Genomic DNA, 20,942 nt, shown 5'->3' with positions numbered 1-20,942 from the left:
GAGCTGCGTGATAGCCAGCTCAGCATGGGTCTCGGCTTTCGCCGGGACGACGAGTTTGGCTGCCCGGCTTTAGCCCAGCCATACCGCGCTCGAGAGCAGCAGCAGGAGCAGCATCCACAGCAGCAGCGCGCGCCAGACCAGGCCCACCGTGCTTTGCAAGGCGCGCACGTTCGGCTCCTCGCCCGGCAGCACTTCCGCTTCGCTCTCGGACAGGTCCACCGTCGCGGCATCGGCCGGCAGCAGCTGCGGCGCGTTCTCGGCCGGCGTGCCCAGGCGCACGCCCATTGCGCCGCCGCCCGCGGCCAGGATGATGCCCTTGGACTCGTCCGCCCAGCGGTTGGCGAAATTGCGCCACGCGTACACGGCGTCCTCGAAATTGCCGACCACCGCAAAGGCAATCGCGGTCAGGCGCACCGGGATCCAGTCGATCCAGTAGAACGCCCTGGCGGCAAACCTGCCGAACTCTTCGTTACGCATGTGCTCGGGCTCGTTCCACGCGCGCGCCAGGTACTCGGCCACGCGATACATCACCGCGCAGGCCGGGCCGACCGGCATCAGGAACCAGAAGAACACGCCGAATACGTTGCGGTGCGTGGTGACCAGCGATTTTTCCACCGCAATGCGCGCGATCTCGCCACTGTCCATCCCCACCGTGTCCATGCGCGTCCACTCGGCCAGGAGGGCGCGCGCCTGCGCCTCGTCGCCGGCGTTGAGCGCGAACTGGATCGAGGTGAAGTAATGGCTATAGTGGCGGAAACCGAGCGTCAGATAGACGATCAGGACGTTCCATGCGAACACCGCGAACACCAGGTTGTAGTGCAGCAGCACCCAGTAGATGATCGCGGTCGGCAGCATCAGCACCGCCATCATCAAGAGCCAGCCCAGGCGCCCATTGCCCGGCTCGCCGGCGTTGAACCAGCCTTCGATCCGCGCAGCCAGCCGCTTGATCCCACCATACACCTGGTTATCTGCGCGCAGGGGCTTGAGTTGCTCGATCAGCAACGCGCACAGAATGGAGAAAAAAGTCATCGAAGGTCCTTGCTGTTTTTTGTTTATGGCAACTTTATGCTGCCCGCTACGATAGCGCAGAGGACCGCCGGAATCAAATCAAGGCTGTAAGAAAATGTTCCGGTCAGGCACGCAGGAAGTGAAACAGGTTGCGCAGCATGGCCGCTGTGGCGCCCCAGATGAAGTAGCGCTCAAAGGGCATGGCGTAGAAGTGGCGGCGGCCCTTCCCTTCCGGCAGCTCGTAGGAAAGGCGCTGGTGGTTCATGCCGTCCATCAAAAAGGCGAGCGGCACCTCGAAGATCTCGGCCACTTCGTTGGGGTCGGCGGCCAGCTCGAACGGCGGGGCCACGATGCCGACCACGGGCGTGACGCGGTAGCCGGTGCCGGTCACGTGCTCGGGCAGCACGCCGACGATGTCGATGTGGCGGCGCGCCAGGCTGATCTCTTCCTCCGTTTCGCGCAGCGCGGTTTCGATCGGCGAGGAGTCGAATTCTTCCGACCTGCCGCCCGGAAAGCTGATCTGGCCGGCGTGGTTGGTCAGGTTGTCGGTGCGCTGGGTCAGCAGCACGTGCAGGGCGCCATCGCGCGCCACCAGCGGCACCAGCACGGCGGCGCGCTTGAGCCTGGGAAACTGCAGCAGCCAGCTCTCGTCCACCTGTTCCGCCTGCCATTGCGGCGGCGGCGCGGCAAATCGCTGGCGCACCCAGCTGGGCACCAGCCGTTCCGGCGCGAGCGGCGGCTCGCCGGCGTAGCCTTCTACCGGCAGCAGTTGCGGGTCGAAATGAATCTTTGCCAAACGAAATCTCCAGCGGAAAAAGAAAAAGGCACCCGCCAAGGGATGCCTTTTTCAGCCATGCAGACGCGATTACTCGGCAGCAGCGGCTTTGCGGTTCGGCAGTTTTTCCTTGATGCGTGCCGATTTGCCCGAACGCTCGCGCAGGTAGTACAGCTTGGCGCGACGCACGTCACCACGACGCTTCACTTCGATCGAAGCGATCAGCGGCGAGTACAGCTGGAACGTACGCTCCACGCCTTCGCCCGACGAGATCTTGCGAACGATGAAGTTCGAGTTCAGGCCGCGGTTGCGACGCGAGATCACGACGCCTTCGTATGCCTGGGCGCGCTTGCGGTTGCCTTCGACGACGTTGACGTTGACGACCACGGTGTCGCCCGGTGCGAAGTCAGGGATGTTGCGGCCGAGGCGCGCAATCTCTTCTTGCTCGAGTTGCTGGATCAGATCCATTTTTATCACTCCAAAAACCATCTTGCTGGCGCCATCAAGTGCCCAGTAGAGGATGGGGGTTAACAAGCTGGCCTTGCGGCCCGCAGTTTTGCACCAAAATGGTGCGTCTTTTACAACACAGGTTTTGCTAAACCTGCCAAAAACTGTTCGTCCGCCTTGGTCAAGAGCCCGGCGGCGCGCGCCTGCTCCAGCAAATCCGGCCGTTTTGTCGCGGTCGCCTCCAGCATGCGCTGGCGGCGCCACTTCATGATCTCGGCATGGTTGCCACCCAACAGAACGGGCGGCACCGGCATGTCCTCGTACACTTCGGGCCGCGTGTAGTGCGGCGAATCGAGCAGGCCGTTGACGAAACTGTCTTCGACCGCCGAGGCGTCGTCACCCAGTACGCCAGGCAATTGGCGCACCACCGCGTCCATCAGCGCCATCGCCGGCAGCTCGCCGCCGGACAGCACGAAGTCGCCCAGCGAAATTTCTTCGTCCACGCAGCGGTCCAGCAGGCGCTGGTCCACCGCCTCGTAGCGGCCGCACAGCACCACCAGGCCCGGCTCGTCCTTGAGCTGCATGACCCGTTCGTGGGTCAGCGGCTTGCCTTGCGGGGACATGAACACCACGCGCGGCGCCGGCAGGCCCATGGCCACCTGGCGCTCTTTGGCCGCGTTGATCGTCGCTTCGAGCGGGCGCGCCAGCATCACCATGCCGGGGCCGCCGCCGTACGGGCGGTCATCCACGGTGCGGTGGCGGTCCGTGGTGAAATCGCGCGGATTCCACAACGTGAGCCCCCAGCGTTCCTGTTCGAAGCCGCGCCGGGTCACGCCCGACTGCGTCAACGCGGCAAACATCTCGGGAAACAACGTCACGACGTCAAACTGCATCGGGACCTCGCTCCAGGGTGGACGGGCTAATAATCCAGGCCCCAGTCCAGGGTAATCTTCTTGCCGGCCAGGTCGACTTGCTTGACGAACTGATCGACAAACGGCACGAGGCGCTCCTGCGCCTTGGCCTCACCGTCCTCACCTTGCACCGGCATGATGCGCAGGATCGACTGCGCGCCGTTGTGCATCATGTCCGCCACCTTGCCCAGGGCCTCGCCCTGCAGGTTGACGGCGTCCAGTCCGATGAGGTCGGTCCAGTAATACTCGTCGTCGGGCAGCGCGGGAAACTCGCTGCGCGGCACGCTGACCGAAGCGCCCTTGAGCGCTTCCGCCGCGTCGCGGTCCTTGACGTCGACAAGCGTGGCCACCACGTCACCACTGTGCATGCGCACGGTGCGCACCTGCACGGGCCGCAGGGCCGGCTTGTCCAGCCACCAGGTCTTTACCTTGAGCAGCGCGTCCGCGTCCGTCGAATACGGCGTAACGCGGATGCCGCCCATGACGCCGTACGCGCCCGACACGTGACCGACTTGCGCCAGGTCGGCGGGAACAGCGGGTGCGGCGTGATCGGTCAAACCTGGACAGCCTTGTTACTTAGGCAGCTGCCTTCTGCTGGGCGACCAGGCGGGCAACGGTCGGCGACAGTTGTGCGCCAACGCCTTGCCAGTGAGCCAGGCGGTCTGCAGCGATGCGCAGGCCAACGGCGGCGCCCGATGCCATCGGATCGTAGAAACCGATACGCTCGATGAAGCGGCCGTCGCGGCGATTGCGCGAGTCGGTTGCGACGATGTTGAAGAACGGGCGCTTCTTGGCGCCACCACGAGCTAAACGAATAACGACCATATTATTTCCAGAAAAATTGTACTGGGCGGAGAAAGCCGACGATTATAGCGCGAAACGTCGCGCAGCAGCAAGCCTTAACGACAACAGGCATGCTGCCCGGCCGAATTGAGCATTATCGCCGATTTTTCGGCGGCCCGCTACCGCGCAGCACAAGCGTGGTGTGGCCATTGCGCCGGTTTTGAACGATACTGCTGTCTTTCCTTGGAGACATTTCCCGCGCATGGCCAGCCGACACAAGAACAAGACCATCGCTACCCTGCTCGCCCTGATCCTGGGCGGCCTGGGCGCGCACCGCTTCTACATCAAGAACCCGACCGACCGGATCGGCCTGCTGCACCTGTGCAGCGTGCCGGTCGCCGGCCTGGTCTATGGCCTGGGGCACGCGCCCAACCCGTTCTGGGTACTGCTGCCGCTGCTGGTCTCGTACTCGGCCGGCTTCATCGAGGCGCTGGTGATCGGCCTGACCCCGGACGAGAAATGGGACGCGACCTACAACGCCGGCTCCGGCACCCAGTCGCGCTCGAACTGGGTGGTCGTGGTGCTGCTGGTGGCCACCATGCTGGTCGGCACGACGGTCGTGATCGCCACCATGTCGCGCATGTTCGACCTGCTCTACACCGGCGGCGCCTACGGCTGACCAGACCGCACGCGCCGACCGCTGGCCGCGCCGCTACAAGGTTGCCGGCCACACGTACTGCGGCACCACGCCCGGCGATTTGCCGATGATGATCAGGAGCTCGCGATGGCTGACGATCTGTATGGTTGCCGGGTCGCCGGTGAATGGCGTGAGCTTGCCGTTTTCGATGATGTAGTAGTGGATGTCCCCCGTCAGGCCAGCAACGCTGGTTGCCGTCAGCTCCTTGCCCCAGACTGAGAAGAACTGGCCAAAGGTGAAGTTCTTCTTCATGTCCGTCTCGTTGTGCACCACGCCCGTGTGGTCGTGCGTGTGCAGCTCGTAGGCGCAGCCCTTCAGCCCGAGTTCGGCCGGCAGGCTCTGGCGCACCCCATCCTTGTACAGCGAGACCAGCGAATGCACGTGGTAGGACTCGCCTGACGCGCAGTTGACGCCGTCGATGGGCTTGCCGGTGCCGGAGCCGTCCGGCCACTGCGCCGGGCTGTTGGAGATGGTGCCCAGCGGCGTGAGCTTGGTATCGAGACTGACGTCGAGCGGCGCCGGCGTGGGGGCCGGCGTTGGTGCCGGCGTCGGTGCCGGCGTTGGCGCGGGCGTAGGCGCAGGAGTCGGCGCAACGGTCGGTGCCGGGGTGGGGGCCGGTGTGGGAGCCGTGGTTGGCGCGGGGGTGGGCTGGGGTGGATCCTGGCCTGACTGGTTCGGGTCGAGCGATGTGTTGTCGCCGCCGCAGGCAGTGAGCAACAGCAGTGCCGACAGAGCCACATGCGGCACCAATCCAGAGTTCATTTTCCTGTCAGCCATGATGGGCGCTCCTGTAGTGGGTGGTATCGATTAAACCGATGAAACAAATCCACAAGCGGCGGCGCGCACGCGTCATTTGATTTTCTTGGAATGGACGCCCAACCCGGCAGTACGCAGCCTCCAACAGTCGTTCCTGAACATCGCGCTGTAGAGAATTCTAGGGGTGGGACTCAGCCGTTCATTTAGCGCGCATCAAGCAGGCGGTGGCGCGGAAACGAAACTTGGCGGTGGGGGCGCTGTCATTGATGGGAACGCGCCGGAGGGGTTGCGGCAAGCAACAAAAACGTCGTCCCCACCTGCGCGGGGACGACGGGTTTAAGCTGCGGGCTCCGGAAAAATTGGCTCACCGCCAGCTCAGCATGGGTCCCGGCCTGCGCCGGGACGACGGGGCTTAGAACTGGTCTTCAGCCAGCCCCAGCACGCCGGCGCTGCCCTCCACGATCGCAGTGCGCAGGCCGCCGGCTTGCGACAGGATGTGGTCGGCGAAGAAGCGTGCAGTGGTGATCTTCGCGCGCAGGAAAGCGGCGTCGCCCTCGCCTGCCTGCAGTTTCTTGTGCGCCACCAGCGCGGCGCGCGCCATCTGCCAGCCACCCAGCACGATGCCGGCCAGCTTCAGGTACAGCACGCTGCCAGCGAACACGCCCTTGATGTCCGACTTGATGTTGGCCACCATGAAGTCCACCACCTGCTCCAGCGCCGCGCTGCCGGCCGCCAGCTCGCGGCGCATCGCCGCAAACTCGTCGCCCTGCACCTCGGCCAGCTGGGCCTCGGTGGCGCGCACTTGCGCCAGGATCGACTTGGCCACCGCGCCGCCGTCACGCACGGTCTTGCGGCCCACCAGGTCGTTGGCCTGGATCGCGGTGGTGCCTTCGTAGATGGTCAGGATCTTGGCGTCGCGGTAATGCTGGGCCGCGCCGGTCTCTTCGATGAAGCCCATGCCGCCATGGACCTGCACGCCGTCGCGCGCCACGTTTTCGCTCATCTCGGTGGACCAGCCCTTGATGATCGGGACCAGGTATTCGTACACCGCCAGGTTGGCCTTGCGGGTCGCCTCGTCGGGATGGTGGTGCGCCAGGTCCGACAGGCCCGCGCCCACGTACGCCAGTGCGCGCGCGGCCTCGGTCTGGGCGCGCATCGACATCAGCATGCGGCGCACGTCCGGGTGGTGGATGATCGACACCGGGCCGCTTGAACCGGCCAGGTCGCGCGACTGCACGCGGTCTTTCGCGTACGCCACCGCCTTCTGGTAGGCGCGCTCGGCCAGCGCGATGCCCTGCATGCCCACGCCGAAGCGGGCCGCGTTCATCATGATGAACATGTACTCCAGGCCGCGGTTCTCCTCGCCCACCAGGTAGCCGGTCGCGCCGCCGTGGTCGCCGAACTGCAGTACCGCGGTCGGGCTGGCCTTGATGCCCAGCTTGTGCTCGATCGAGACACAGTGCGCGTCGTTGCGCGCGCCCAGCGAGCCGTCCTCGTTGACCAGGAACTTGGGCACGATGAACAGCGAGATGCCCTTCACCCCCGGCGGCGCGTCCGGCGTGCGGGCCAGCACCAGGTGGATGATGTTCTCGGCCATGTCATGCTCGCCGTAGGTGATGAAGATCTTGGTGCCGAACACCTTGTAGGTGCCGTCGCCCTGCGGCACGGCGCGGGTGCGCACGGCAGCCAGGTCCGAGCCGGCCTGCGGCTCGGTCAGGTTCATGGTGCCGGTCCACTTGCCGGTGATGAGCGGCTCGATGAAGCGCGCTTTCTGTTCTTCCGAGCCGGCGGTGAGCAGCGCCTCGATCGCGCCGTCCGTCAAGAGCGCCACCAGCGCAAACGACAGGCTGGACGCGTGCAGCATCTCGATGCATGGCGTGGCCACCAGCTTGGGCAGGCCCTGGCCGCCGAATTCGGCGGGGTGTTGCACACCCTGCCAGCCGGCTTCGACGAAGCCCCTGAAGGCTTCCTTGAAGCCCTTCGAGGTGGTGACGTTGCCGTCGTGCCAGAAGCTCGGCTCCTTGTCGCTCGGGTGGTTCAGCGGGGCAATGACCTCGCCGCAGAATTTCGCGTTTTCCTCCAGCACCGCTTCGACGGTGTCGGGGGTGGCGTCCTCGCAGCCGGGCAACTGGCTGATCTCGGACAGGTTGGCCAGCTCGTTGAGCACGAACTGCATGTCTTTCAGGGGGGCGATGTAGCTCACCTTGGTCTCCTCGTAATTCAATGCGCAGATACAAAAACGTCGTTCCCGCCGCGACGGGAACCCAATCGTGCAAGCGTAGCGGCTGCGGTTGACGCAGCGCTTACGCCAGCACAACGGGTTCCCGCCTGGGCGGGAACGACGTGTGTGGAATGGGCGGAAGGTTTCATCACTTCCGCCGCGTGGCGATCAGCCCAGTTCCTTGACCAGTTCCGGCACGACCTCGAACAGGTCGCCCACCAGGCCGTAGTCGGCCACCGAGAAGATCGGCGCTTCGGGGTCCTTGTTGATGGCCACGATGGTCTTGGAGTCTTTCATGCCGGCCAGGTGCTGGATGGCGCCCGAGATGCCCACCGCGATGTACAGCTGCGGCGCGACGATCTTGCCGGTCTGGCCAACCTGCCAGTCGTTCGGCACGAAGCCCGCGTCCACGGCGGCGCGCGATGCGCCCATGGCCGCGCCCAGCTTGTCGGCCAGCGGCTCCAGGATCTTGAAGTTTTCGCCCGAACCCATGCCACGGCCGCCCGAGACGATGATTTTGGCGGCGGTCAGCTCCGGACGGTCCGACTTGGCCATCTCGCGGCCGACGAAGGACGATTTGCCCGAGTCCGCAGCCGGCGAGAGCTTCTCGACGGCGGCCGAACCGCCGGTGGCGGCGGCGGCGTCAAAGCCGGTGGCGCGCACGGTGATGACCTTCACCTTGTCCGACGACTGCACGGTTGCGATCGCGTTGCCGGCGTAGATCGGGCGCTCGAAGGTGTCGGGCGAATCGACCTTGGTGATTTCCGAGATCTGGGCCACGTCCAGCTTGGCGGCCACGCGCGGCAGCACGTTCTTGCCGAAGGCGGTGGCGGGCGCCAGGATGTGCGAGTACGAAGCGGCGACGGCCAGCGCCTGCTCGGCCACGTTCTCGGCCAGGCCATCGGCAAAGTACGGGGCGTCGGCCAGCAGCACCTTGGACACGCCGGCAATCTGCGCGGCCTGCTCGGCGGCGGCGGCGGCGTTGGCGCCTGCGACCAGCACGTGGACTTCGCCGCCGGCTTGCAGGGCGGCGGTGACGGTGTTGAGGGTGCTGCCCTTGATGGAGGCGTTGTCGTGTTCAGCGATTACTAATGCGACCATGATTCAATCCTTATTGTGTGAGACGGCCAGGCCGATCAGATGACTTTCGCTTCGGTACGCAGCTTCTGCACCAGGGTTGCCACGTCGGGCACCTTGATGCCGGCCGAGCGCTTGGGCGGCTCCACGACTTTCAGCGTCTTCAGGCGGGGGGTGACGTCCACGCCCAGGTCTTCCGGCTTGATGGTCTCGAGCGGCTTCTTCTTGGCCTTCATGATGTTCGGCAGCGTCACGTAGCGCGGCTCGTTCAGACGCAGGTCGGTGGTGATCACGGCCGGCAGCGACAGCGCCACGGTTTCCAGGCCGCCGTCCACTTCGCGGGTCACGGTGACCTTGCCGTCTTCCACCACAACCTTCGAGGCGAAGGTGGCCTGCGGCCAGCCCAGCAGCGCGGCGACCATCTGGCCGGTCTGGTTGGAGTCGTCGTCGATCGCCTGCTTGCCCAGGATGATGAGCTGCGGCTGTTCCTTGTCGGCCAGCGCCTTGATCACCTTGGCCACGCCGAGCGGCTCGGTCTCGACCGCGGTCTCGACCAGGATGCCGCGGTCGGCGCCGATCGCCATGCCGGTGCGCAGGGTTTCCTGGCACTGGGCCACACCCACCGATACCGCCACCACTTCGGTTACCTTGCCGCCTTCCTTCAGGCGCACTGCTTCCTCGAGCGCGATCTCGTCAAACGGATTCATCGACATCTTGACATTGGCGATATCCACGCCACTGCCATCGGACTTGACGCGGACCTTGACGTTGTAGTCGACCACGCGCTTGACCGGTACCAGGACTTTCATATGTTTTGCCTTTGGAATGTGAAAAAGTGTCGGACCAAAATGGTCTAGATTATAAGGGGAAAAATGGTTCAGGACTAAATTAAAGCACGACCGTGCGATTTTCCGCTAGAGCCTTCCTCCTAATTCTTCACCTGGGTCATTGTCGGGAAACAGGCGCGGGCCGCGCCTGTGCAGCCCGCTGTGCCACGCGCCTTTACTTGCGGCGCATGAGGAAGGTGTACTCGCCGTCTTGTTGCGTGTGCGACAGCAGCGTGTTGCCGGTTTGTTTGGCGAAGGCCTGGAAATCGCGCACTGAGCCGGAGTCGGTGGCCACGATGCGCAGCACCTCGCCGGTCTGCATCTCGGCAAGTGCCTTCTTGGCTTTCAGGATCGGGAGCGGGCAATTCAGGCCGCGCGCATCCAGGTCTTTCTGGAATTCCATGGTTTCAAGTTCGCAGAGGGTATCGCTCATGGTGCCTGCAATTCGTCGTGTGAATACTACTCCAAAACGGCGATTATGACGCAGCGCACCAAAAAGGGGTATCTCTGTTGCATAGCAACAACGACAAGTGGGTTGCGAGAAAGTCAATGGGCAAATGACCCATAGGCGACTTCGCCCCAAGCGAGGCCCCCCACACCTCAAGACCGTCATCCCGGCGCAGGCCGGGATCCATAGACCGCTTCCGACGTCGGAAACTCAGCATGGATCCCGGCCTGCGCCGGGATGACGGCTTTAAGGGTAACGATTTGCGGTGGGGGTTGCGGACGACGACGCAGCCCACAAACAAAAAGGTGCGCGGATTGCTCCGCGCACCTCTTCCTTCAAACGCTTAAGCAGCTACGGTTCAGACGCGCTCGGTCACCCAAGCCGCCACGCCTTCCAGCGCCTGCGGCAGGCCGGCCGGATCGGTACCGCCGGCTTGCGCCATGTCCGGGCGGCCGCCGCCCTTGCCGCCAACCTGCTTGGCGACAAAGTTGACCAGCTCGCCAGCCTTGACCTTGGCCGTCGTGTCCGGGGTCACGCCCGCGATCAGGCTGACCTTGCCGTCGGCCACGCTGGCCAGCACGATGGCGGCGGTCTTCAGCTTGTCCTTCAGCTTGTCCATGGTCTCGCGCAGCGCGGCCACGTCGGCGCCGTCCATGGTCGCGGCCAGCACCTTCACGCCGTTCACGTCCACGGCCTTGCCGGCCAGCTCGTCGCCCTGACCCGAGGCCAGCTTCGATTTGAGCTGGGCGACTTCCTTCTCCAGCGTCTTGACCTGGTCCTGCACCTGGCCGATACGGGTCGGCAGCTCCTCCGGCGCGGTCTTGAGCGCGGCGGCCGCTTCCTGCAGCTTGCGGTTGGTCGCCTGCACCCATGCCAGCGCGCCCTCGCCCGTCACCGCCTCGATGCGGCGGATGCCGGCAGCAACGCCGCCCTCGGACACGATCTTGAACAGGCCGATGTCGCCGGTGCGCGTCACGTGCACGCCGCCGCACAGCTCTTTGGACGAGCCGATGTCCAGCACGCGCACGGTGTCGCCGTATTTCTCGCCGAACAGGGCCATGGCGCCATGCTTGATCGCGTCGTCCATCGACATGTGCTGGGCACGGGTCGGGTGGTTCTCGAGGATCTCGGCATTGACGATCTGCTCGACCCTGGCGATTTCCTCCTGGGTGACCGGCGCATTGTGGCTGAAGTCGAAGCGGGTTTTGTCCGGATCGACCAGCGAGCCCTTCTGCTGCACGTGGGCGCCCAGCACTTCGCGCAAGGCCTTGTGCATCAGGTGGGTGGCCGAGTGGTTGCGGATGGTGCGTGCGCGCTTGGCCTTGTCCACCTGCGCATCCACAGCATCGCCCACTTTCAGCGCGCCCGATTGCACCACGCCGTGATGGCCGAACACTTCGGCCTGGATCTTCAGGGTGTCCTCGACTTCGAACACGCCGGCGCTGCCCTTGAGCAGGCCGTGGTCACCCACCTGGCCGCCGGATTCGGCGTAGAACGGGGTGGTGTCGAGCACCACGATGCCGGCCTGGCCGGCTTTCAGTTCCTGCACCGGCACGCCGTCGGCGTACAGCGCGACCACGCGGCTGTTCTGTTCCAGCGACTCGTAGCCGACGAACTTGGTCTTTTCACCCGAGTACTCGACGTTGGCGGCCATCTTGAACTTGCCGGCGGCGCGCGCGGTGCGCTTTTGCTGCTCCATCGCGGCGTCAAAGCCGGCTTCGTCCAGCGTCACGCCGCGCTCGCGGCAGATGTCGGCGGTCAGGTCGAGCGGGAAGCCGTAGGTGTCGTACAGCGTGAAGGCGGTGGCGCCATCCAGGTTCTTCGGATCCTTGGCCAGCTGGGCTTCGAGGATCTTCATGCCGTTTTCCAGCGTTTCGCCAAAGCGCTCTTCCTCGGCCTTGAGCACCTGCTTGACGCGCTCCTTGGCCTCGTGCAGCTCCGGATAGGCCTGGCCCATCTCGATGTCCAGGTCGTCCACCAGCTTGTAGAAGAACGGGCGGGTCTGCCCCAGCTTGTAGCCGTGGCGCAGCGCGCGGCGGATGATGCGACGCAGGACGTAGCCGTGGCCTTCGCTGCTCGGGATGATGCCGTCCACGATCAGGAAGCTCGATGCGCGAATGTGGTCGGCAATGACCTTGAGCGAGTTGTTCGCCAGGTCGGTCGCGCCGGTTTCGCGGGCTGCAGCCTTGATCAGGTTCTGGAACAGGTCGATCTCGTAGTTGCTGTGCACGTGCTGCAGCACGGCGGCCAGGCGCTCCAGGCCCATGCCGGTGTCGATCGACGGTTTCGGCAGCGGGGTCAACACGCCGGCTTCGTCGCGGTTGAACTGCATGAACACCAGGTTCCAGATCTCGATGAAGCGGTCGCCGTCTTCCTCCGCCGAGCCCGGGGGGCCACCCCAGATGTCCGGACCGTGGTCGTAGAAGATCTCGGTGCAGGGGCCGCACGGGCCGGTGTCGGCCATCTGCCAGAAGTTGTCCGATGCGTAGCGCGCGCCCTTGTTGTCGCCAATACGGATGATGCGCTCTTTCGGCACACCGATTTCGTTGGCCCAGATGTCGTAGGCTTCGTCGTCCTCGAAGTACACGGTGACGGTCAGCTTTTCGGCCGGCAGCAGGTACACCTTGGTCAGCAGTTCCCAGGCAAAGTTGATCGCGTCGCGCTTGAAGTAGTCGCCGAAGCTGAAGTTGCCCAGCATCTCGAAGAAGGTGTGGTGGCGCGCGGTGTAGCCGACGTTTTCCAGGTCGTTGTGCTTGCCGCCGGCGCGCACGCAGCGCTGCACGGTGGTGGCGCGCTTGTACGGGCGCGTATCCAGGCCCAGGAACACGTCCTTGAACTGCACCATCCCGCTATTGGTCAGCAACATGGTCGGGTCGTTCCCCGGCACGAGCGGGCTGGACCGGACAATGGTATGGCCTTTGGACTCAAAGAACTTGAGGAACTTTTCGCGAATTTCGGATGATTTCATGTCTTGTGGGCGGAGGATGGCTGCGTTTTCGTTTTATTGCGGTGCACGAAACAGGATTTCCGATTATATCTCAGTCAGGGATCACTTATGCAGAGGGTCAACCCAGCATGTAGGGTGGGCAGCTGTGCTGCCCACGCGTCCGGACAGTACGTGCGTGATCTGAACGCGTGGGCAGGAAACCTGCCCACCCTACCCGATCGGGAAGCCGGGGCCGATCAGGTCGATGCGATCGGTGCAGAAGGCGTCCACGCCCCAGCCGAGCAACTCTCGCGCCCGCGCCGGATCGTTGACGGTGTAGCAAAAAAGCGCCAGCTCCGCCGCCTTCACCTGCGCCGCCTGCCCGGCCGTCAGGTGCCGGTGGTTGGCATGGATCGCCACCGCATCGACTTCCCGCGCGCGGCGCTCCCAGTCGGGCCGCAGCTCGCTCATCAGGCAGGCGCGCGGCACCTGCGGCGCCGCTTCGCGCGCCGACAGCAGCGCCGCGTGGCTGAATGACGATAGCAAGGGCACGCGCTCGCTCTCCCCTGCCGCAATCTCGTCCGCGAACATCGCCGACACGATCCGCGCCACCACAGCGCCCGTCTGCACGTCGTAGCCCGGCGCGGGCTTGATCTCGATATTCATCCACACCCCGTTGGCCTTGCAGAACTGGGCAAACTCGACGAACAGCGGCACCGGCTCGCCCTTGTATTGACGGCCAAACCAGCCGCCCGCATCCATCGCGGCCAGCTCGCGCGCGTCGTAATCGAACACATTGCCTGTGCCGGCCACGGTGCGGCCCAGGCAGGGGTCGTGCATGACGACGGGGACGCCATCGCGCGCCAGCATCACGTCGTACTCGATGGCGCGAAAGCCGCGCGCCATTCCCTGGTGCAGGCCCGCAAGCGTGTTTTCGGGAGCCAGCGTGCCGCCGCCGCGGTGGGCCAGGACGGTCGCAGGATATCGCCACATGATTCGCCCCCCTAGAGATGCGCGGCCACGTATATGAACGCGCCGGCGTTCACCGCCACCGTGACCCAGAACCACGCCTGGAACGATGGCTTGGCCGTCTTGTGCCGCAGCCACTGTTGCGCCAGCACCGCCCCCGGCCAGCCGCCGGCCAGGCCGAGCAGCAGCAAGGTGCGCTCGGGCGTGCGGCGTGCATGCGCACGGGCTGCGGCCTTGTCCAACGCGTAGGCGCCAAAGCAGACGGCGCTGACGACGAGGTAGGCCAGTCCGACCCACACCGGCACATGCCAGAGCAAGCTTGCGGCGGCATAGAACGCGGCGAAGGCGATGACGGCGACGGTGTGCATGGGAAAGGAGCTTACGCCCTGCCCGGACGGCTGTCCATGCGGCAACCGGGGCAACTGGCCATGTTCGTTCGCTACCGAACGGAGCTGCGGGGCTCCACGGCCTACCCTCGACCTTCGACCTGTTTTCATCAGGAGGCCATGATGGGCTTTGATTTGGGAAACCTGTTACAGCAATACATCGGCGGCGCGCAGAACGCGAACACGGCGCAAGCCGCGGACGACTTCGAGCGCGTGGCCCAGAACGCGCCGCGCGAGACCGTGGCCCAGGGCGTCACCCAGGCGCTGCGCTCGGACCAGACGCCGCCGTTCCCGCAAATGGTCAGCCACATGTTCGGGCAGAGCAATCCCGACCAGCGCGCCGGCATGCTCAACCAGATCCTGGCCAGCGTCGGCCCGCAGATCCTGTCGTCGGTGGGCGGTGGCGCGCTTGGCAACATCCTGGGCGGCCACCAGGGCGGGCAGCCGCAGGTGACGCCGGAACAGGCATCGCAAGTCTCGCCCGAACAGGTGCAGGAAATCGCGGCCAAGGCCGAACAGCACAATCCGGGCGTGGTGGACACGATGGGCAATTTCTACGCGCAGCATCCGAACCTGGTCAAGGCGGTCGGCGGCGCGGCGCTGGCCATCGCGCTGGGCCACATCGCGCAAGGCATGCAGCAGCGGCGCCAGTAATCACTCACACAAAGGAACAACCATGGGCATCCTCAGCAATATCTTCCACAAGATTTTCCCGTCATCGCATCCGGCGGTGACCCAGGCACAGGGCAGCGCCAGCGCAGCGTCGCCGGGTTCGGCCAGCGGACAGGCGCAGGTCTCGCAGCAGCGGGCGCCGCAGCAGCCGCAACAGCCGCAGCAACCGCAGGCTGGCGCGCAGCAACCACAGGCGGGGGTGCAGCAACCGCAGGCGGCGTCCATGCCGCAGGTGGATGTCGAGCAAGTGCTGAACAACATGCAAAAGCAGTCAGGCCAGCAGCTGAACTGGCGCACCTCGATCGTGGACCTGCTCAAGCTGCTGGGCCTGGACAGCAGCCTGCAGGCGCGCAAAGAGCTGGCGGCCGAGTTGCACTACACCGGCGACACCAGCGATTCGGCCACCATGAACATCTGGCTGCACAAGCAGGTGATGAACAAGCTGGCCGCCAACGGCGGCAAGGTGCCGGACGACCTGAAGGACTGACGCTTTAGTCGGCCAGGCTGGTATTGGCGGGCGTCCCGCACGAGAAGCAGAAGCGCGAGAAGGCGCTCTTGCGCGTCGTGCAGCGCCCGCAATGGTCAAACAGGCCAATCCCGCAATGCGGGCAGTAATCCAGCGCTTTGTCCTTGAGGTCGAGCGTGCGTTCGCAGCCGGGGCAGACGCTCTTTTCCAGCCGCCTGATGGCGGTGTCGTAGCGCAAGGTTTCGCGTCGCTGCACGTCCGGCAGCGCCTCGGCCGCCTTTTGCCGCTCAAGGTAGCGCTGCAGCGAGACGATCGCATAGCGGCCCACCAGCACGGTCACGACGATGCCGACGATATAGCGCACGTAGCCGCCATAGCTCGGCAGGTAGGGCACCAGTTCAAAGAAGAACGCGAACAGGGCAAAAAAGATGAAGCCCCAGGCAAACGGCCAGTAGCTGCCCTGGCGCTTTTTCGCGAACAGCCAGCCGGCCACCACCAGCAGCGGCAGCGTGAGCGCGAGGCGCAAGCCGAACACGCGCAGCTCGACCATGCGCGCAGCCTTCGCGGCCGCTTCCCGCGCGGGTCCTTCGAGTTCGTCCAGGCGTTGCTGCGCCCGATTGGCCGCCTGCCTGGCATCGAGCATCTTCTGCTCTTCCGCCTGGATCGCGCGCAGCGCATCGCGCTCGGCCCCTTCCAGCGCGTCGAGCGAGCGCGTCCGGTTAATGAGCTCTGTGTCCTGGTCGGGCCGGGCGGTGGCCTGCCGCGTCGCGACCCAGTTGTTGAAGCTCTTGCGCGCTGCCTGCGTGTTCGATACGGCGCTTTCATGCTTCTGCTGGGCCTGCTCCAGCCTGGCGCCGGCTTCGTCGCGCGCCTTCATGGCGGCGGTCAGCTCGCCCTGCGCGCGCGCGGCCTGCTGGGCGTCGATGAACTGCTCGACGGCAGGCGCGGGCTCGACGTCGCGCAGGTTGTCGACGATCTTGCCGCCCAGGCCGATCAGGAAAGCGGCAAATACGAATGCAACGAGCCACAGGGCACGTTGCATCCACACTTCGGTAAGGCGCAGTCCTTTGCTCATGTGACCCTCCATTCTGATGGGGAAGGCCGTTGAGATTGCCACAATTTCAACAAATTGAACAGCGGCAGGGACCGCGCCGGGGTGGTCAGAAGTAGCTCAGCCCCAACGCCTTGCGCACTTCGTCGGTGGTCTGCGCGGCCACTTCGCGCGCCTTGGCAGTGCCTTCCTTCAGGATCTGCATCACCTGGCCCTTGTCCTTGGCGAACTCTTCGCGGCGGGCACGGATCGGCGCCAGCAGATCCTGCAGGATGCCTTCCAGCCGCTTCTTGACCACGCTGTCGCCGAGCCCGCCGCGCACGTAGTGGTCCTTCAGCGCCTGCAGCCCGTCCTTGTCCGGGTCGAACGCGTCGAGGTAAATGAAGGCCACGTTGCCCTCCAGGTGGCCGGGGTCGGACACGCGCAGGTGCAGCGGGTCGGTGTAGACCTGCTTGACGGCAGCGCTGATCTCGGCGGCGGACGCACCCAGGTTGATCGTGTTGCCGAGCGACTTGCTCATCTTGGCCTTGCCATCGATGCCAGGCAGGCGCCCCACTTCCGGCACCAGCGCCTTGGCTTCGACGAGGATGTCGCGCTGGGCCACGCGGTTGAAGCGCCGCACGATCTCGTTGGTCTGCTCGATCATCGGGATCTGGTCTTCACCCACCGGCACCAGGGTCGCCTTGAACGCCGTGATGTCGGCCGCCTGGCTGGCCGGGTAAGTCAGGAAACCGGCCGGGATGTCGCGCTCGAAGCCGCGGTGGATGATCTCCTGCTTCACCGTCGGGTTGCGCTCCAGGCGCGCCACCGTGACCAGGTTCAGGTAGTAGAAGGTCAGCTCGGCCAGCTCCGGAATCTGCGACTGGATCAGGATGGTGGTGCGGGTCGGGTCGATCCCTACCGCGAGGTAATCGAGCGCCACTTCGACCACGTTCCGGTGTACCTTTCCGATGTCCTCCATGTTGTCGGTCAGCGCTTGCGCGTCTGCAAGCATGACGAATTGCCGGTAGCTGTCCTGATAGACAACCCGGTTGCGCAGGCTGCCCACGAAGTGGCCGAGGTGGAGGGGTCCGGTCGGACGGTCTCCCGTCAGGATGACGGGGGCTGGTGCGGTATTGCTTTGCGAGCTCATCGAGTTTCCTTTGTGATGCCTCGATCCTGCCGCGCCAACAAAAAACGCCACCTGAATCGAGGCGGCGTTCATTGAAATTCACATCATATCCAGCGGCCGCGCTCTGTCAGCGGCGCCACCAGCGAAGGAGTGCATGTGGTTTCGTGAAATTCATGGATCGCATGGTTGCAGGTTGACGCGGCGCTGTCAACTTTTCGATGCGGTCCGCTGTCTCAGTTGAAATAACATTAACAATGGTGAGTATGCATAAAAACTCGAGCACGAACAGCCAATCCCGCCCGCTTGAACTATGGGGCGGCCTCGAATGTACCGTCAACCGCGTCCGCGACGACTATTTCAGCCAGCTCGACCGCAACGGGCATGCGAGCCGTTTCGACGACATCGCCCGCTTCGCCGCGCTGGGCATCCGCGCGATCCGCTATCCGGTCCTGTGGGAGCGCACCGCGCCGGACGGCCTGTCCAGGGCCGACTGGAGCTGGGCCGACGAACGCCTGCGCGCGCTGCGCGACGCCGGCGTGACCCCGATTGCGGGCCTGGTCCACCACGGCAGTGGCCCGCGCCACACCAGCCTGCTCGACCCCGCATTTGCGCCGCAGCTGGCCGAATACGCCGGCGCCGTCGCCGCCCGCTATCCCTGGCTCGAGTACTACACCCCGGTCAACGAACCCTGTACCACTGCCCGCTTTGCAGGGCTGTACGGCCTGTGGTACCCGCATGGCCGCGACGACCGCACCTTCATCCAGGCGCTGCTGAACCAGTGCCGCGCGGTGGTGCTGTCGATGCGCGCGATCCGCGCGGTCAACCCCAACGCCAGGCTGGTCCAGACCGATGACCTGGGCAAAACCTACAGCACGCCCGAAATGGCAGACGTCGCCGAGTTCTACAACCTGCGCCGCTGGCTCGCGTGGGACCTGCTGTGCGGAAGGGTCGGGACCGACCACGCGCTGTGGGACTACCTGACGCGCAGCGGCATCGACGCCGCCGAGATCCTCTGGTTCCGCGACAACCCCTGCCCGCCCGACATCGTCGGCGTCAACTACTACGTGACGAGCGAGCGTTGGCTCGACCACCGGCCCGAACGCTACCCGCCGCACCACCGCGGCGTGATCGATGGCCGGCCCTGCGCCGACATCGAAACCTCGCGCGCGCTGGCCACGCCCACGCCCGGCATCGCACCGCTGCTGACCGAGGTGTGGGAGCGCTACCGCCTGCCGATCGCCGTGACCGAAGCGCACATCGACGCCAACCGCGAAGACCAGTTGCGCTGGCTGCTCGAGATTTGGGAGGCGGCGCACGAGGCGCGCCTGAACGGCGTGGACATGCGCGCGGTGACGGTCTGGGCCCTGCTCGGCTCGTTCGACTGGAACAGCCTGGTGACCGAGTGCCGCGGCTACTACGAGCCAGGCCCGTTCGACGTGCGCTCGACGCCGCCGCGCCCGACCGCGGTGGCGGCGATGATGCGCGAGCTGTCGTCCGGCCGGCAGCTGTCGCACCCGGTGCTGCGCGGTCAGGGCTGGTGGCGGCGGCCGGGGCGCTTCCTGTGCCACCCGCCGGTGGCCACGTCCCACGTGCCCGCATCCATTTCGGCGGACGGGCACACGCTGGTCGGCATGGGCACGGCGCCGCTCCTGATCACGGGCGCGACCGGCACTCTCGGCCGCGCGTTCGCGCGCATCTGCGCCAAGCGCAACATCGCCTACCGGCTGCTGTCGCGTCAGGACATGGACATCGCGGATCCCGCCTCGGTGGAACGCGCGTTGGCGCAGCACCGGCCTTGGGCGGTCATCAACACCAGCGGCTACGTGCGCGTGGACGAGGCCGAGATCGACGCCGAGCGCTGCTTTCGCGAGAACGCGGTCGGCCCGGCGGTGCTGGCCGCAGCCTGCGCCCGGCACGGCGTGCACCTGACCACGTTCTCGAGCGACCTGGTGTTCGACGGCGCGCGCCGCGAGCCTTATGTGGAATCCGATCCGGTGGCGCCGCTCAATGTGTACGGCAAGAGCAAAGTGGAAGCAGAAGAGCGCGTGCTGGACGCGAACCCGGACGCACTGGTGGTGCGCACAAGCTCCTTCTTCGGCCCCTGGGACAAGTACAACTTCGTCACGCTGGCACTGGACGCGCTTGGGCGCGGCGAACCGTTCGCTGGCGCGAGCGACATTACGGTGACGCCGACCTACGTGCCGGACCTGGTGCACACCTGCCTGGACCTGGCGATCGACCGCGAGCGCGGTATCTGGCACCTGACCAATGGTCCCCCTGTGACGTGGGCGGGCCTGGCGGTCATGGCGGCCGAGCGCGCAGGGGTGGACGCAAGCCGCGTCGAGGCCAGGCCGGCGCATGCCTGCGGCTTTGCCGCCGCGCGCCCGGCCTACACTGCGCTCACCAGCGAGCGCGCGATCCTGCTGCCGACGCTGGACAACGCGCTCGGCCGCTACCTGGAGCTGCGCAACGAGGCCGATCCGGAAATCGAGGAACTGGAGATGGCCGCCGAAACCCGGCAGCATGTGGCGAGCGATCACCGCCAGCAGGAAGAAGCGCCGGCGGAGGCGTTTCACGTCAAGCGCTTCTAACGCCGCCAGCTTGATGAGTTAGCCTGAGAACGTCGTCCCCGCGAAGGCGGGGACCCATAGACCGTTTGCCGACCGCTTTGCTTCATGCACCGCGCCTCGGCACACTCAGCATGGGTCCCCGCCTGCGCGGGGACGACGTGGTATGTGCTAACGGTTGATCTGACCAGCTGTAGGGTGGCTCTCGAGCCCACGCCGTGTCACGCGCCGCCTGATGAACGCGTGGGCACGAGTGCCCACCCTACCGACGCACCGATCAATGCGGATACTTGCGCAGATACTCCTCCATGTCATGCTCCTTCATGCTGGAGATATCCTTGGCAACCTCTTCCTCCACCATCTTCTGCACTTCCTTGCTCATGTTCTCGCGAATCAGCCCCAGCATGCGCGGCGCCGCCACCACGCGCAGCTTGTCGAAGCGATGCTCGTTGCGGCAGTGGTCCAGGTGATCGGCCACGCGCTTGGAAAAGCGCTCGGCGGCCTTCTGGGTCGGCTCCACGTCCGACTCGGCCGTGTGCCCCATCACCCGCTCGCCCTTGCCGTAAAACCGCCCCTTGGGCTCGGCATTGATCTCTTGGTCCATCAAGCGCCCTTCGGGGTTGAGCATGTCCTCGATTTCCTGCAGGTGGCCGTCGTCTGGCGACAGTTCGAAAATGCGCGCGCGGCTGCTGTCCGCGGTGAGAATCCAGGTCGTTTGCATTCGCTTTTCCTCCTCAAAAAAGACAGGATGCTTCTTCGGGAACGAGTGTAGCGCGGCCTCGTAAAACGCGGAGCCCGCAAGCGGCCGTTATAAAATGGAACGTCTTTCAACGTCTGCAGAGGA

The 20,942-nt window shown here is 65.3% G+C and carries 21 protein-coding genes; 4 read left to right on the top strand and 17 right to left on the bottom strand.

Annotated features, from left to right (window positions below; all coding sequences use genetic code 11):
• Window positions 1–69: 69 nt before the first annotated feature.
• The 6 genes from NX773_RS09935 to rpsP all read right to left on the bottom strand — a co-directional run bounded on the left by NX773_RS09935 (window position 70) and on the right by rpsP (window position 3,966).
• On the bottom strand, window positions 70–1,029 hold the full coding sequence (locus NX773_RS09935; protein WP_258856176.1) for a CobD/CbiB family protein: 960 nt from the start codon (window positions 1,027–1,029) through the stop codon (window positions 70–72).
• 103 nt (window positions 1,030–1,132) lie between these two features.
• A complete protein-coding gene (locus NX773_RS09930; protein ID WP_258856175.1) occupies window positions 1,133–1,804 on the bottom strand; it encodes a CoA pyrophosphatase in 672 nt (223 codons plus the stop codon).
• Window positions 1,805–1,873: 69 nt separating this feature from the next.
• Window positions 1,874–2,251 (bottom strand): 50S ribosomal protein L19, encoded by a 378-nt coding sequence (gene rplS / locus NX773_RS09925; protein WP_258822521.1) that lies wholly within the window; start codon window positions 2,249–2,251, stop codon window positions 1,874–1,876.
• 110 nt (window positions 2,252–2,361) lie between these two features.
• Window positions 2,362–3,123 carry a tRNA (guanosine(37)-N1)-methyltransferase TrmD gene (gene trmD / locus NX773_RS09920; protein ID WP_258856174.1) on the bottom strand — a complete coding sequence of 254 codons (762 nt, stop codon included), beginning with the start codon at window positions 3,121–3,123 and terminating at the stop codon, window positions 2,362–2,364.
• 26 nt (window positions 3,124–3,149) lie between these two features.
• The gene (rimM, locus tag NX773_RS09915) at window positions 3,150–3,698 is read right to left on the bottom strand and encodes a ribosome maturation factor RimM (protein ID WP_258856173.1); all 549 of its coding nucleotides are present in this window, start codon (window positions 3,696–3,698) and stop codon (window positions 3,150–3,152) included.
• A 19-nt stretch (window positions 3,699–3,717) separates the two neighbouring features.
• The gene (rpsP, locus tag NX773_RS09910) at window positions 3,718–3,966 is read right to left on the bottom strand and encodes a 30S ribosomal protein S16 (protein WP_258822524.1); all 249 of its coding nucleotides are present in this window, start codon (window positions 3,964–3,966) and stop codon (window positions 3,718–3,720) included.
• 220 nt (window positions 3,967–4,186) lie between these two features.
• Between rpsP and NX773_RS09905 the strand changes: the two genes are divergently transcribed.
• The gene (locus NX773_RS09905) at window positions 4,187–4,603 is read left to right on the top strand and encodes an NINE protein (RefSeq protein ID WP_258856172.1); all 417 of its coding nucleotides are present in this window, start codon (window positions 4,187–4,189) and stop codon (window positions 4,601–4,603) included.
• Between the two features lie 33 nt (window positions 4,604–4,636).
• Here the strand turns inward: NX773_RS09905 and NX773_RS09900 are convergent, their stop codons facing one another.
• The 8 genes from NX773_RS09900 to NX773_RS09865 form a co-directional block, all read right to left on the bottom strand.
• On the bottom strand, window positions 4,637–5,398 hold the full coding sequence (locus tag NX773_RS09900) for a hypothetical protein (protein WP_258856171.1): 762 nt from the start codon (window positions 5,396–5,398) through the stop codon (window positions 4,637–4,639).
• Window positions 5,399–5,789: 391 nt separating this feature from the next.
• Complete coding sequence (locus NX773_RS09895; protein WP_258856170.1) at window positions 5,790–7,580, bottom strand: acyl-CoA dehydrogenase; 1,791 nt, start codon at window positions 7,578–7,580, stop codon at window positions 5,790–5,792.
• Between the two features lie 186 nt (window positions 7,581–7,766).
• Window positions 7,767–8,699, bottom strand: coding sequence for an electron transfer flavoprotein subunit alpha/FixB family protein (locus NX773_RS09890; RefSeq protein ID WP_258856169.1), 933 nt, complete (start codon window positions 8,697–8,699; stop codon window positions 7,767–7,769).
• Window positions 8,700–8,734: 35 nt separating this feature from the next.
• Window positions 8,735–9,484, bottom strand: a complete 750-nt coding sequence (locus NX773_RS09885) for an electron transfer flavoprotein subunit beta/FixA family protein (RefSeq protein WP_258822531.1) — start codon at window positions 9,482–9,484, stop codon at window positions 8,735–8,737.
• 193 nt (window positions 9,485–9,677) lie between these two features.
• Entirely contained in the window at window positions 9,678–9,905 is a 228-nt protein-coding gene (locus NX773_RS09880; protein WP_258822758.1) for a sulfurtransferase TusA family protein, read from the bottom strand.
• Window positions 9,906–10,308: 403 nt separating this feature from the next.
• Window positions 10,309–12,918: an alanine--tRNA ligase gene (gene alaS, locus NX773_RS09875; protein ID WP_258856168.1), complete on the bottom strand. Its 2,610-nt coding sequence runs from the start codon at window positions 12,916–12,918 to the stop codon at window positions 10,309–10,311.
• 189 nt (window positions 12,919–13,107) lie between these two features.
• Entirely contained in the window at window positions 13,108–13,869 is a 762-nt protein-coding gene (gene ugpQ / locus NX773_RS09870) for a glycerophosphodiester phosphodiesterase (protein ID WP_258856167.1), read from the bottom strand.
• 11 nt (window positions 13,870–13,880) lie between these two features.
• On the bottom strand, window positions 13,881–14,213 hold the full coding sequence (locus NX773_RS09865) for a DUF1294 domain-containing protein (RefSeq protein ID WP_258856166.1): 333 nt from the start codon (window positions 14,211–14,213) through the stop codon (window positions 13,881–13,883).
• 138 nt (window positions 14,214–14,351) lie between these two features.
• Between NX773_RS09865 and NX773_RS09860 the strand changes: the two genes are divergently transcribed.
• A complete protein-coding gene (locus NX773_RS09860; protein WP_258856165.1) occupies window positions 14,352–14,885 on the top strand; it encodes a hypothetical protein in 534 nt (177 codons plus the stop codon).
• A gap of 22 nt (window positions 14,886–14,907) precedes the next feature.
• A complete protein-coding gene (locus NX773_RS09855) occupies window positions 14,908–15,390 on the top strand; it encodes a DUF3597 domain-containing protein (RefSeq protein ID WP_258856164.1) in 483 nt (160 codons plus the stop codon).
• A 4-nt stretch (window positions 15,391–15,394) separates the two neighbouring features.
• Here NX773_RS09855 and NX773_RS09850 read toward each other — a convergent pair whose 3' ends face one another.
• Both NX773_RS09850 and trpS read right to left on the bottom strand, forming a co-directional pair.
• The gene (locus tag NX773_RS09850) at window positions 15,395–16,444 is read right to left on the bottom strand and encodes a zinc ribbon domain-containing protein (protein ID WP_258856163.1); all 1,050 of its coding nucleotides are present in this window, start codon (window positions 16,442–16,444) and stop codon (window positions 15,395–15,397) included.
• Window positions 16,445–16,529: 85 nt separating this feature from the next.
• Window positions 16,530–17,552, bottom strand: a complete 1,023-nt coding sequence (gene trpS / locus NX773_RS09845) for a tryptophan--tRNA ligase (protein WP_258856162.1) — start codon at window positions 17,550–17,552, stop codon at window positions 16,530–16,532.
• Between the two features lie 242 nt (window positions 17,553–17,794).
• On the opposite strand from trpS, the gene NX773_RS09840 reads away from it, so the two are divergent.
• On the top strand, window positions 17,795–20,122 hold the full coding sequence (locus NX773_RS09840; RefSeq protein WP_258856161.1) for a family 1 glycosylhydrolase: 2,328 nt from the start codon (window positions 17,795–17,797) through the stop codon (window positions 20,120–20,122).
• 253 nt (window positions 20,123–20,375) lie between these two features.
• Here NX773_RS09840 and NX773_RS09835 read toward each other — a convergent pair whose 3' ends face one another.
• The gene (locus NX773_RS09835; RefSeq protein ID WP_258856160.1) at window positions 20,376–20,819 is read right to left on the bottom strand and encodes a host attachment protein; all 444 of its coding nucleotides are present in this window, start codon (window positions 20,817–20,819) and stop codon (window positions 20,376–20,378) included.
• Window positions 20,820–20,942 lie beyond the last annotated feature (123 nt).

It is taken from the genome of Massilia solisilvae (genome assembly GCF_024753215.1).
In the GTDB taxonomy this organism is placed as follows: Bacteria; Pseudomonadota; Gammaproteobacteria; order Burkholderiales; family Burkholderiaceae_D; genus Telluria; species Telluria solisilvae.
Note: the sequence above shows the minus strand (reverse complement) of the source record. Positions and strands in the feature narration are given on the sequence as shown.

Coding starts and splice junctions, on each gene's coding strand:
- NX773_RS09935 (WP_258856176.1), bottom strand. CDS start 1,029: ATGACTTTTTTCTCCATTCTGTGCGCGTTGCTGATCGAGCAACTCAAG.
- rplS (WP_258822521.1), bottom strand. CDS start 2,251: ATGGATCTGATCCAGCAACTCGAGCAAGAAGAGATTGCGCGCCTCGGC.
- trmD (WP_258856174.1), bottom strand. CDS start 3,123: ATGCAGTTTGACGTCGTGACGTTGTTTCCCGAGATGTTTGCCGCGTTG.
- rpsP (WP_258822524.1), bottom strand. CDS start 3,966: ATGGTCGTTATTCGTTTAGCTCGTGGTGGCGCCAAGAAGCGCCCGTTC.
- NX773_RS09905 (WP_258856172.1), top strand. CDS start 4,187: ATGGCCAGCCGACACAAGAACAAGACCATCGCTACCCTGCTCGCCCTG.
- NX773_RS09900 (WP_258856171.1), bottom strand. CDS start 5,398: ATGGCTGACAGGAAAATGAACTCTGGATTGGTGCCGCATGTGGCTCTG.
- NX773_RS09890 (WP_258856169.1), bottom strand. CDS start 8,699: ATGGTCGCATTAGTAATCGCTGAACACGACAACGCCTCCATCAAGGGC.
- NX773_RS09885 (WP_258822531.1), bottom strand. CDS start 9,484: ATGAAAGTCCTGGTACCGGTCAAGCGCGTGGTCGACTACAACGTCAAG.
- NX773_RS09880 (WP_258822758.1), bottom strand. CDS start 9,905: ATGGAATTCCAGAAAGACCTGGATGCGCGCGGCCTGAATTGCCCGCTC.
- alaS (WP_258856168.1), bottom strand. CDS start 12,918: ATGAAATCATCCGAAATTCGCGAAAAGTTCCTCAAGTTCTTTGAGTCC.
- ugpQ (WP_258856167.1), bottom strand. CDS start 13,869: ATGTGGCGATATCCTGCGACCGTCCTGGCCCACCGCGGCGGCGGCACG.
- NX773_RS09865 (WP_258856166.1), bottom strand. CDS start 14,213: ATGCACACCGTCGCCGTCATCGCCTTCGCCGCGTTCTATGCCGCCGCA.
- NX773_RS09860 (WP_258856165.1), top strand. CDS start 14,352: ATGATGGGCTTTGATTTGGGAAACCTGTTACAGCAATACATCGGCGGC.
- NX773_RS09855 (WP_258856164.1), top strand. CDS start 14,908: ATGGGCATCCTCAGCAATATCTTCCACAAGATTTTCCCGTCATCGCAT.
- NX773_RS09850 (WP_258856163.1), bottom strand. CDS start 16,444: ATGAGCAAAGGACTGCGCCTTACCGAAGTGTGGATGCAACGTGCCCTG.
- trpS (WP_258856162.1), bottom strand. CDS start 17,552: ATGAGCTCGCAAAGCAATACCGCACCAGCCCCCGTCATCCTGACGGGA.
- NX773_RS09840 (WP_258856161.1), top strand. CDS start 17,795: ATGCATAAAAACTCGAGCACGAACAGCCAATCCCGCCCGCTTGAACTA.
- NX773_RS09835 (WP_258856160.1), bottom strand. CDS start 20,819: ATGCAAACGACCTGGATTCTCACCGCGGACAGCAGCCGCGCGCGCATT.